We start from the raw sequence: 10482 nt of genomic DNA, 5'->3' as shown, positions 1-10482 counted from the left end.
CCACAGATTTAGATTTTTTCCAGTATCGGTTTTCCGAGTCGTTTGGTGGTACCCCACCGTTATATTCATGCGGTCTGAGCGCGCTGTAATATCCAACGATATAGTTCGTTATTGCATGAGTTGCATCGCTGAAGCTTACGTAAATTAAACAGGAGCCCCCGACAGTTAATCTCTTAACCGTCTGAGTCTCCTGACTCGCAGCCTGCACCTTTGCAGACTCTTTACCCGAAGGGGGCTTCGCTAGGGCGGAAGCGTCTGCGGGGCTAAAGACGCTTAACAGCGCAAAAAGTTACCGCGCCGGAAGCGCTGCAGGGAAAATCTGGATGTAACTAAATGAAATTACAGGGTAAAATGGATTCGTCACACAAAACTGCGTCGGAGCGAGTTGTTGTTGAGAATAATTCGCTGGATTATATCGCCGGGCTGTTTGCTTTGGGACTATCTACTTGCTGCGTAAAAATAGCGCATTATGCATGGAGCGGCGGAAGTTTTTGCAGCGGGTGGTCGGTTGGCGAGTCGATTATGATTATGTAAAAGGCACTCATAGCAATAGATGGGGTTATAGCAAGGGGCAGGAAAGGTGTTAAGCAAGTGATACCATTTGAGGGTAGTGAAAACGCCTTTAAGACTATATTGAAACAATTGAACAGGTAGATCTTATGACTTTATTTGAAGAGTGTAGAGAAGCTCTTAGTGCTGATTTCACTATTATTGATAAAGAAGAAGATGCGAGAGTAACTGATATTCTGGAAGGATACCCCTTTGTTAGCGGAAAAATTTCTTGGTCTGAAATAAGCTTTAGAGACTTTGAAACCAGTGATGAGTTACTCTGTCAATCCAGGCTAAAAAATGAAGATGTTTATGTCATTGCAGACGATGCAAATATACCTTTATTCAGAACTAATTTGAGATTAGTGCTTGGAAATATTTATGATGTCGCGGCATTGTCACCAAAAATGTTCATTTTTAATGAAAGTATGATTTTGCAACCACTATTTCCAACCGATGCACTTCGGCTCGGGACTAGATAGCGGTGTGGTACCGTAAACCAATTACCAGTAATAGCAGGTGCTACAGTAGGTGGCTATCTATCTGAGAGAGCAGGAAAAGCAGGCGAAGATTTTGCAGGGGAAAACTGAAATAAAAAAATACAAATCAAAGGACTTGGTTGTTGTTGAGAATCGGTTTTTGGGTGATAAGGACATCACAACCTTCACTGCAAAATACGCAAGTAAGAAGGCTGAGGGCGAGATAAATCAGCTTCTGTCTGAACTGAAAAAGCAGGACGCAGATGAGCAAAAACAATCGCTTAGTGGATGTTGGTTAGTATAAAATAGCACCCTAAGCAGGATTGAAGAAAGTTTTTTAGAGTATTTGCTGAGCCATTTCTCTCCAAACTTAGTGGAAAGGAACCAGTTATAAAATGACAGATAAAGAGTTTAAAGGAACTTGGAATGGAAACGCCGTCTTCAACCAGTAATTCATTATATATAAATGATATTTTATATTCGGAAGAGGATAGGAAAGTTATTTTGTATTTTAACTGCATTGATAATAAAGAAATTTTCTCAGCAGAAGTGAAAAAAGTTGGGGAGATAAAGGTGGTCAGTTCTGACGATTTGCACTCGTTCTTAATGAAGTTTATGCCTTATGAATCTTCAATTTTTAATAAGTTGCATAAAATAATATGGGATTACATTGAAGGCAGGAAAGTAACCTTCCCGATCCAATTAGTTCCCTGAATAGCAGTAAGATCTCGGCCACATCGCCGGGTATGTTATTACAACCAGTCGTGGGGATTATCCTGTGATCGCTTGCTAGGAAATATTTTGGTCAACTAGCAAAATACACATCAGGGCAAAACGTTCTTGTGCCGGAATTACAGCAGGCGAAACAAACTGTAAGTCAAGGAAATAAAAGGAGAAATCATGTTTATCGCAGCAATGTGCACCGGAACGAGTTGTTGAGAATAACTATCTTAGCGTGCCTGAGAAAACAGAGCTTGAGATAGCAAAACAGACGCTTAACAACAGTAAAGATCCGGCAGAGCGCGAAAAGGCGCAGCAGAAATATGATGCATTGATTGAAAAAGATATTGCCAGCGATAAAGACGTTATTGATGCCTGCGGTAATGGTAATGCGGGTAGCTGATTTCAATAAACCGACGCTTATCAATGACGTTGTGCAGGCCAAGATAGACAAGCGGCCGGATAAAAACCTTCCCAATGGGAATATGGGAACAGCTCATGCAGAGGTAGGTGTAATTCAGCAAGCTTATGAAAAAGGAATGACTAACGGCAAAGATATGTTTATGTCGGTAAGTGGGGAGAAAGTTTGCTCATACTGTCTAAACGATATAAAAATTATGGCTGAAAGATCAGGGCTTAAGTCGTTAACATTATTTGACGAAACTACTGGTAGGACCTTATATTGGCAGTCAGGAACAAAGGGCTTCCGCGTAAAAGGAGCTAATGATGAATAGGTTGCTTCTTTCATGGTCGATATCACAAAAAGGTGGCACGAAGAAGCCTGATTGCTGGGAAGATATTGTTAACATATTAGCCAAAGTTCATTTATTTAGTGGTTGTGTAACCGTCGACAGATTAGACTGCGAAAGTTATTTAATCTCAGAAGTACAAGTAAGAATGGAAAAAGGTTTCTATCTGGTTACGTTTTTGAACGAAGATGATGAGGTTATGTCAATTACTGATTTAACACAACCAGATGAAAAAGTGTTAATTTTCGGAGATTACTGGCCAGCAAGTCAGCTTACAAAAAATTATGATCTTGTTGTCAGGATCTTTAGGGAGTTCTTCGATACTGGCAATGTATCAAAGGAACTTCTTAATTGAAATATAAATCCAAGATTTCGGCGTCCGCAGTGATGCTGTAGTTTGCTTATATGATGGTGGCGCGATAGACCTTGTGTCACGGCAGGGCGGTAGCGTCTGTGGCCCCAAAAACGCTTAACAGCGCAAAAATCCTGGACATAAAATACAACAGGGAAAAGCAGTTGTAACCAACTGAAAGAAAATGGAAAAGTGGTTGCGGTGGCTGAGTTCGCACCGGAAAGAGTTGTTGTTGAGAATAACTCGCTGAGTGATGTTGCTGAATATCTGGCAACGGGTAAAAAGCCGGAGGACAGATACAAGGATGCGCAGCAGCAACTGAAAAACGCGGTTGACGAGTTTAAGGCGAAGAACTGCGCCGGACTCAGTGCAGCGGTCTGTGGTGCGAAAATGGACGCCCACCGGGATGAACTGCTGGCAGGTTTTGCGGAAGCAGGCTGCGACTTTATCCCTCTTTACGGGGATATCAAGAGCTTTAAGGAAGCGGACAGTGCGCTGGGCTATCTGGCGGCCGTTATCGATATCATGCCAGGACTGGGTGATGAAGCTGGGGCTTTACTAAAAGGTGTAGATAAGGCACTCAAAGCGGGCGATCTTGAAACTGCGTCTAAACTAATCAATAAAGTCAGTGATGAAATTTCTCGATATCTTCCTGGTCCAGGGAAAATATCCGTACCAACTTCTGGTGTTGGCGCTAGTGCCAAGTTCTCAGTAACTAATGCACAGATTGGGAAAAACTTGGTAAACATGTTGAAGATTTTGGTGGGAATGCATCAAATGCGGCCGAGCGAGAACGTGTTTTAAGTATTATAAATGATATAGGCTCTAATCCAGATAAAGTTGTTGCAGGGAAATTTGCAGGGCAAGGAGCAGGAGCAGGAGCCAGTCGTGGTGATGTATTCTTCAGAATAAAAGGAAATGATGTTGTTGTTACTAAACCAGATGGTAGTTTTGTTACCATCCTTAAAGATGGTGTGTTAAATAATACCTCAGTGAAAAATGCGCTAAAGGGGGCGCCACAATGATGCTTTTTGATAATGGGTATCAAGAGCTGGCACGTAATGTAGTCGGACGAAAACTCCAAAATGTCAATGGTCTGATATATATTTATAACGTTCCCGAGTTAGGGGCTCCGCAACAACTTCAGTTCGTTTTTTTTAATGAAAATCAAAGTGTTGTGTTCAGGTGTGGACTGGATGGGGCTTCACTTGAACTAACTGATTTACCAATGCAAGAAAATGATCTCGGAGAGTATGGCAAAGAGGAAATTATGGATTTGTCGAATTCATGTTTTTTTCATAAAGTTATTGGAAAGATACTCTTACGATTTTACGCGATTTATTCGGAAATAGAACAAAAAGTGATTGGGGCAAAATTAGTTTTTGATGAAGGTTTTACTTTAGCAATTATTAATCTCGGGGATGAAATTAAAGTTTTTGATTCTCTGTCAATGGAATATGAGCGAGACGAGAAAATTAATTACATTGATGTTTTATCTATATTTTAAAGACAACCTTCCCGGCAGTTAATCTCTTAATCGTCCGGGTCTCCTGGTTGTTAGCCTGCACCTCCGCAGGCTTTTGAAAGACTCAAGACATAATCTCCCTGCGTTATGTTGAATGGCCGGTGGCTGTTCACGATGGGCTTTTCGTCGGTCGGTAGCCTGTCCAGGAGAAAAAGGCGCGTCAGGAAGGTGTGGATAAAATCGTCGGGCAGCGAAGGCAGTATACTACCGCAGATTCGAAAGCCAGGCGCGGGGCAGATATTCAGCGTATAGCTCAGAACTGGCGAGTGAGTCCTGAAACGGCTTCAACGCTGTATGATTCGATGACGTTTGTACACGGCGCAGCGGCTGTCGGCGGTGCTCATTATGGGATGAAAGGTTCTGGAGTAAGTGAAGAGACAGCAGGATCAATTAAGAATGTGAATCAAGGGTACCCTGAATCTGGGCGAACACACAATTGTGTAAACTGCTCGATTGCTACAGATGCTACATCAAGTGGGAACCCTGCGTCAGCCTTACCGATTAATCATAATAATGGAGTGCCTTTATGTGTTTTGGAAAAACAATATGGTACTAAATTTAAATAAGCCCCTTCATCTGAAAGCATTACACAACAAATGACAGATGCAGGTTCTGTTTCAAGAGGTATCGTTTTTGGTTCATATGGCCCAGGGCAGCCAGGGCATGTATTTAATATTGTGAATCAAAATGGTACAGTCCGATTCCTTGTTGGACAAACGGGTAAATCAGCTGATCTCAGCCAGTTCAAATCATTCCAACTTTAGCGGACAAACTAATGATTACTTTTGATGAAGCTGTTAATAAGGCGATCGAATATTTAGAAAAAACAGAGGTGCCCGTTGTTATTACACTACAAGGTCGTTTTTCAGAAGGATGGTTTTTTTATTTTCAATCCAGAGCATATCTTGAAACAGGAGATTTCTCTGCTCAGCTTATAGGCAATTCTCCATTTATAATCGATAAGGATACTGGTGAGGTACATGAACTTGGAACCGCATACCCTATTGAAAAATACTTGCAGGATTATGAAGAAAAGAAAAATGGCATAAAGGATTAGTGGATTAACGCAAGGGCGTGGATTCTGGTTTACCGAAGGTACAAGCATGGTTGGTGTGTATGCGGCGGCTGTGTTGCAAGGGAAAGAACCACTTGCTCCCACCATTGGTGCAGGAATAGGAACAGCGGGAGGGGTATTAACAGGCAAGGGTTATGAGAAAGTACAAGAAATGCTTCCTCAATATGTGATTCCGAAATTTACAGGAACGGTTCTGGAGTCATTGAGTTATGAATATTTCGGAAGCAAAGGACAGGCTACCATTGAGGCTATACAAAAAAATTTAGCGAGAATCAATAATTGATACTGCTAAGAAATCTGGTGTGGTGATTCATAATACAAATGGTAAGGTGTATAAATGAGCCAAAATGTTTATTATTGCAAAACATGGTCAGTTGGATATAAGGAGCCAATTGACTTATGGATGGAGAAAAAAGCTTATAAAAAACATGAGGCTGGTGACACTTATACGGTTCTCATCGGTTCTGATTCTACTCCGTCGTGCTTCATTAATATAATGAGGAATAGTGGATGGGTAAGTGTAAGTTTTCTTGATGAACATTTAAGAGAATATCTTCTTTACAATTTCCAAATGCTGGGTGTTGAAACATTATTTCTATCAATGGCGGTTTATAGAGAGTATGATGGCGATACTGACATAGTAATCAATGGGACAACGTACTATTTTAAAGAAGATGGGCATACTATAATTATAGAGGATAATGTTTCTGAAAATACTTCAGAGAGAAGTGAAACTTATTCTGATGTGGCAGGGAACTATGATCGATTTCCCGAATTTGGGAAATATGATTCTTTGATTAGAAAAGAACGATAAAACTATTCAGCCACTGACAGACGCTTCTGAGGCGTGTGTCGTGGCATCATGTCTTCATACTGATATGATTGTGTGGTAGCAGACTAGGTGTCACGGCCGGGCGGTAGCGTCTGCAGGGCCAAAAACGCTTAGCGCGCAAAAGTTGCCGTTCCGGAAGTTCAGCAGGGAAAACCGATTGTAACTCACCGAAAGTACAGGGGAAAAGCGGGTAGAGTCAAGAATCCGCATAGGAAAGAGTTATTGTTGAGAATAATTCGCTGGATTATATCGCCGGGCTACTTGCTTGGGACTATCTACTTGCTGCGTAAAAATAGCTCATTATGCATGGAACGGCGGAAGTTTTCGCAGCGGGTGGTCGGTTGGCGAGTCGATTATGATTCTGTAAAAGGCACCCATATTAATAGATGGGATTATAGCAAGGGACAGGAAAGGTGTTAAGAAAGTGATACCATTTGAGGATAATGAAAATGCCTTTAAGAGTATATTGAAACAATTGAACAGGTAGATCTTATGACTTTATTTGAAGAGTGTAGAGAAGCTCTTAGTGCTGATTTCACTATTATTGATAAAGAAGAAGCGAGAGTAACTGCTATTCTGGAAGGATACCCCTTTGTTAGCGGAAACATTTCTTGGTCTGAAATAAGCTTTAGAGACTTTGAAACTAATGATGAGTTACTCTGTCAATCCAGGCTAAAAAATGAAGATGTTTATGTCATTGCAGACGATGCAAATATACCTTTATTTAGAACTAATTTGAGATTATTGCTTGAGAATATTTATGATGTCGCGGCATTGTCACTAAAAATGTTCATTATTAATCAAAGTATGATTTTGCAACCACTATTTCCAACCGATGCACTTCGGCTCGGGACTAGATAGCGGTGTGGTACCGTAAAACAATTACCAGTAATAGCAGGTGTAACAGTAGGTGGCTATCTATCTGAGAGAGCAGGAAAAGCAGGCGAAGATTTTGCCAAGGGAAAACTGAAATGAAAAAATACAAATCAAAGGACTTGGTTGTTGTTGAGAATCGGTTTTTGGGTGATATGGACATCACAACCTTCACTGCAAAATACGCAAGTAAGAAGGCTGAGGGCGAGATATATCAGCTTCTGTCTGAACTGAAAAATCTGGACGCAGATGAGCAAAAACAATCGTTTAGTGGATGTTGGTTAGTATAAAATAGGACCCTAAGCAGGATTGAAGAAAGTTTTTTACAGTATTTGCTGAGCCATTTCTCTCAAAACTTAACGGCTCTAACAGTCCCGACCTCATATCCTGGCCCTTCAAAAAGGACTAATCAAATGATTTATCTGCTGTTAGGAATTGCGCTGTTCGCATTTTTCATCGGAACTGTCGTGTTTGTCCGTTTTAGTAAAGTGACGGGAAGAAGCGTTCAGTCACCTCTTACCACGATGTTTTTCTTTGACGCGCTCTTTTTTGGTCTGGGTAGTAAGCGAGACATGAACATTGCAGCATGTTCATTTATCGTCTTCTTAGTCAGTATCTGGGGATTAACTTATTTAAAGTTAAGCACTCATTTTTGGGGAAGTCGCGAAAGTTATTTTGGTTTTGCGATCCTCGGGATTTTATTTCTGATTATGCATTGCCGCTATTGTGCAAAAAATGTCATCATCAAAAATGATGGTCTGGCCCCCATGAGAGAATTGATAAATATTCGGCGATCCGGCCTCACCAGCCCCTTTATATGGTTAAGCAGGGCCGGGTATCTGGGGTTCTTTATTGGCATGCTTCACTGAAGCGAGATGCGAAAAAAGTGTCTCCGTGCCTCGGGAGACTACCCCCGCCTCTCCGCCCTCGTCTCCCCCTCCGCCATCGATATCTGGTAAGACAGATCTGCGAGTAGCGGCGGGTCTCGGCGATTAAGCTCGCGAGGGCGGGCAGCATCTGCGGGTGCAGGCTATTTTCCGGTTCGTTCAACGTGATATTTAATTGATAAACTAAAAGTGGCTGAAATATTCCATTACTACAGCCTAAAAAAAAGGTTTAGCACCAACAACATGGGTGAGGCGACCACTGGTCGAATTAAGAGGTTGTCATGGGGTTTCAGCATTGAAATCCGTATGGGGGAAATGCCCCCTTAGAGTAACAGGCAAACCAAAAGGTTGAGAGATGAAACGTTTTTTGTGCCCAGTAACGACTTTTGAGAATGGGTTTCAGTATCCACAGAGCTTTCTGAATGTTATAGATGAAGACGATCTTATTGATCTGGAACCTTGGTGGTTCCTGTGCGAGTTCGAGGGATATTCTCAGCAGTGGTTTGATGAAATTAAAAAGCTATACCCGGAACGAAATTTGATACCGTTTGCAAAAAAGAGTGACTCTGACGATGTTGCTTGTTTTGACGGCCACTCTACATCAGGCGATCCTAAAGTTTACTATGTTCATGCTTTTGCATCACCGGGGTGGGAGGACCATGGTACAGCAGCTAACTTTAACGCGTGGTTTGCAGCTGCAGAAAATGAATCTGCTGTGTATAAATCAGGGCAGAGAACTTAAATTCACTAACCACACATTGCTATCGGAAAGATAAAAATTATAGCCCTGTTCGTACATTTGCAGGCCTTTCATATCAACCACTGTTTAGCCCTATACCAGACTCGGGAAAGGTATATATTGATGATATTTTGGGTTCTCTGAGAAGGGCGTTTTCGATAATGCCGATAAAGATGATGTGAACAAAATGACAAAAAATAAACTTACTCTCGCCAGGTTATTGTTCAGCATTGCATACCTGTTTGTTTGCTGCCTGGCGTTTTTTTCTCTGACCCTGATTGTCGTTAAATTCATCATCAGCCATGACGTTGTTTTTGACCGGTCAGATATTAAGCAGGTTGTCGTTGTAAGCGCTATTGCAGCAACCGCGGCAGGCGTCAGATCGTGGTTATATGCCTTACTCGATGAGCGCAAGATACGAAAGAAGCCCCCGGAGTAATGGCGAGTTTGGGACTGTGTTTCTTTTTGTTGGGCTTCTAGGGAAGAGAATGCGGCTTACCCCAGCCTCTCCACCCGCGTCTCCCCTTCCGTCATCAACAGCTGATACAGCGAAAACGATCGCTGCTTCTCAATCAACTTTGCCAGCTCCGGCGAGTGGCTGGTGAGCCAGATCTGCGAGTAGCGGCTGGCCTCGGCGATTAAGCTCGCCAGGGCGGGCAGCATCTGCGGGTGCAGGCTGTTTTCCGGTTCGTTCAACGCGATAAACGCCGGTGGGCGCGGGCTTAACAGCGCTACCGCCAGGCACAGGAAGCGCAGGGTACCGTCGGAGAACTCTGCTGGTTCCAGCGGTCTGCTCAGCCCCTCGCGCTGCATCATCATGCGAAAACGTCCGCCGGTGTTGTCGCTGTAAAACACGCAGCCGGGGAAGGCCTGGTCAAGGATGCGCATCAGCAGCAGCTCGTCGCCAATCTCGACGATGGTCTGAAACGCGGCCGCCAGGTTAGCGCCGTCGCTGGCCAGCACCGGGGAGCGGAAACCGACCTGCGGGGCGCGCATCGCCGAGCCGATTGATACAGAAAACTCATGATAAAAGCGCCAGTTACGCAGGGACTCGCGCATCTGCGACACTTCCGGGTAAAGGTGTGGTTCGCCGAGCTGTCCGAATACCGATTCGTTCTCGTACAGCGTGCCGCTGTGGGTCACCTTCTCGTGATGCACGTTGTTCAGAAACACCGCCTGGTTCTTACGCTTCATCAGCTGCGACGAGGGGCGGCGGTGCTGGCCGCTCAGCCAGATGGACTCCTCTTTGATCACCGGGTCGAGCTGAAACTGCGAGGGGTAGGGCAGCTTCTCCACAAACCCGACCTGCAGCTCGTATTCGTAGCTCTCTGTTTCCACCGCGAGGTTCATCCGCCGTAGCTGGTCGCTACGGGTTTTGCCTGCCCAGAACACCTTTAGAATGCCGCCCTCGTTCGCCAGCGCCTGGGAAAACTGCCCCTGCGCGGCGCTGTGCATCAGGTGTATCGCCTTGTAGATATTTGATTTTCCGGTCCCGTTCGGTCCGAAGACGATATTGAGCTGCTCCAGCTCCAGCGACATCTCGCGGATGGAGCGGTAGTTTTGAATGTGCAGGGTGTGGATCACAGGCAGGCCCCTTTCGCAGAATAAACCTGTATATAATCACAGTCTTTGAGATGAAATGCAAAAAAGAGACGACAGTGAGGATGTCGTCTAAACGGGGTACTGCTTTGGGCCTCTACGG

19 protein-coding genes and 2 pseudogenes are annotated in these 10482 nt (G+C 43.7%); 18 read left to right on the top strand and 3 right to left on the bottom strand.

Going from position 1 to position 10482, the window contains the following annotated elements:
• Positions 1 to 142 (bottom strand): annotated as a pseudogene (locus BFG58_RS23625) (IS3 family transposase); the annotation flags it as partial.
• A gap of 517 nt (positions 143 to 659) precedes the next feature.
• On the opposite strand from BFG58_RS23625, the gene BFG58_RS21430 reads away from it, so the two are divergent.
• From BFG58_RS21430 to BFG58_RS21370, 16 genes are all read left to right on the top strand, one after another.
• Positions 660 to 1031, top strand: coding sequence for a hypothetical protein (locus BFG58_RS21430; protein WP_069720539.1), 372 nt, complete (start codon positions 660 to 662; stop codon positions 1029 to 1031).
• A gap of 49 nt (positions 1032 to 1080) precedes the next feature.
• On the top strand, positions 1081 to 1332 hold the full coding sequence (locus BFG58_RS21425; RefSeq protein WP_069720538.1) for a hypothetical protein: 252 nt from the start codon (positions 1081 to 1083) through the stop codon (positions 1330 to 1332).
• Positions 1333 to 1454: 122 nt separating this feature from the next.
• A complete protein-coding gene (locus BFG58_RS21420; protein ID WP_048226983.1) occupies positions 1455 to 1742 on the top strand; it encodes a hypothetical protein in 288 nt (95 codons plus the stop codon).
• 241 nt (positions 1743 to 1983) lie between these two features.
• Entirely contained in the window at positions 1984 to 2151 is a 168-nt protein-coding gene (locus BFG58_RS24150; RefSeq protein ID WP_164712117.1) for a DUF6862 domain-containing protein, read from the top strand.
• The gene (locus tag BFG58_RS21415; RefSeq protein ID WP_139125338.1) at positions 2120 to 2482 is read left to right on the top strand and encodes a hypothetical protein; all 363 of its coding nucleotides are present in this window, start codon (positions 2120 to 2122) and stop codon (positions 2480 to 2482) included. Before BFG58_RS24150 ends, BFG58_RS21415 begins: the two co-directional genes overlap by 32 nt.
• Complete coding sequence (locus tag BFG58_RS21410) at positions 2472 to 2852, top strand: hypothetical protein (protein ID WP_254665215.1); 381 nt, start codon at positions 2472 to 2474, stop codon at positions 2850 to 2852. Before BFG58_RS21415 ends, BFG58_RS21410 begins: the two co-directional genes overlap by 11 nt.
• Positions 2853 to 3050: 198 nt before the next feature.
• Positions 3051 to 3653: a hypothetical protein gene (locus tag BFG58_RS21405; protein ID WP_139125337.1), complete on the top strand. Its 603-nt coding sequence runs from the start codon at positions 3051 to 3053 to the stop codon at positions 3651 to 3653.
• Positions 3654 to 3870: 217 nt separating this feature from the next.
• Positions 3871 to 4356 carry a hypothetical protein gene (locus BFG58_RS21400; protein ID WP_069720536.1) on the top strand — a complete coding sequence of 162 codons (486 nt, stop codon included), beginning with the start codon at positions 3871 to 3873 and terminating at the stop codon, positions 4354 to 4356.
• Between the two features lie 188 nt (positions 4357 to 4544).
• On the top strand, positions 4545 to 4940 hold the full coding sequence (locus BFG58_RS24390) for a hypothetical protein (RefSeq protein ID WP_254665214.1): 396 nt from the start codon (positions 4545 to 4547) through the stop codon (positions 4938 to 4940).
• Between the two features lie 18 nt (positions 4941 to 4958).
• Positions 4959 to 5138, top strand: a complete 180-nt coding sequence (locus tag BFG58_RS24385) for a toxin glutamine deamidase domain-containing protein (RefSeq protein ID WP_302622442.1) — start codon at positions 4959 to 4961, stop codon at positions 5136 to 5138.
• 11 nt (positions 5139 to 5149) lie between these two features.
• Positions 5150 to 5431 carry a YrhB domain-containing protein gene (locus BFG58_RS21395; RefSeq protein WP_069720535.1) on the top strand — a complete coding sequence of 94 codons (282 nt, stop codon included), beginning with the start codon at positions 5150 to 5152 and terminating at the stop codon, positions 5429 to 5431.
• Between the two features lie 46 nt (positions 5432 to 5477).
• Positions 5478 to 5732, top strand: coding sequence for a hypothetical protein (locus tag BFG58_RS21390; RefSeq protein ID WP_069720534.1), 255 nt, complete (start codon positions 5478 to 5480; stop codon positions 5730 to 5732).
• A gap of 54 nt (positions 5733 to 5786) precedes the next feature.
• Positions 5787 to 6263 carry a hypothetical protein gene (locus tag BFG58_RS21385; RefSeq protein ID WP_069720533.1) on the top strand — a complete coding sequence of 159 codons (477 nt, stop codon included), beginning with the start codon at positions 5787 to 5789 and terminating at the stop codon, positions 6261 to 6263.
• Between the two features lie 510 nt (positions 6264 to 6773).
• Positions 6774 to 7142, top strand: coding sequence for a hypothetical protein (locus BFG58_RS21380; protein ID WP_069720532.1), 369 nt, complete (start codon positions 6774 to 6776; stop codon positions 7140 to 7142).
• 110 nt (positions 7143 to 7252) lie between these two features.
• Entirely contained in the window at positions 7253 to 7444 is a 192-nt protein-coding gene (locus BFG58_RS21375; protein ID WP_069720531.1) for a hypothetical protein, read from the top strand.
• Between the two features lie 123 nt (positions 7445 to 7567).
• Entirely contained in the window at positions 7568 to 8023 is a 456-nt protein-coding gene (locus tag BFG58_RS21370; RefSeq protein WP_069720530.1) for a hypothetical protein, read from the top strand.
• Positions 8024 to 8061: 38 nt separating this feature from the next.
• Here BFG58_RS21370 and BFG58_RS24380 read toward each other — a convergent pair.
• Positions 8062 to 8210 (bottom strand): annotated as a pseudogene (locus BFG58_RS24380) (AAA family ATPase); the annotation flags it as partial.
• Between the two features lie 186 nt (positions 8211 to 8396).
• On the opposite strand from BFG58_RS24380, the gene BFG58_RS21365 reads away from it, so the two are divergent.
• Both BFG58_RS21365 and BFG58_RS21360 read left to right on the top strand, forming a co-directional pair.
• Complete coding sequence (locus tag BFG58_RS21365) at positions 8397 to 8783, top strand: hypothetical protein (RefSeq protein ID WP_069720529.1); 387 nt, start codon at positions 8397 to 8399, stop codon at positions 8781 to 8783.
• Positions 8784 to 8967: 184 nt separating this feature from the next.
• Entirely contained in the window at positions 8968 to 9219 is a 252-nt protein-coding gene (locus BFG58_RS21360) for a hypothetical protein (protein ID WP_069720528.1), read from the top strand.
• A 56-nt stretch (positions 9220 to 9275) separates the two neighbouring features.
• On the opposite strand, the gene BFG58_RS21355 is transcribed toward BFG58_RS21360, so the two are convergent.
• On the bottom strand, positions 9276 to 10364 hold the full coding sequence (locus BFG58_RS21355) for an AAA family ATPase (RefSeq protein WP_069720527.1): 1089 nt from the start codon (positions 10362 to 10364) through the stop codon (positions 9276 to 9278).
• Between the last annotated feature and the right edge of the window lie 118 nt (positions 10365 to 10482).

It is taken from the genome of Enterobacter sp. ku-bf2 (genome assembly GCF_001742765.1).
GTDB classification, from domain to species: domain Bacteria; phylum Pseudomonadota; class Gammaproteobacteria; order Enterobacterales; family Enterobacteriaceae; genus Enterobacter; species Enterobacter quasiroggenkampii.
Note: the sequence above shows the minus strand (reverse complement) of the source record. Positions and strands in the feature narration are given on the sequence as shown.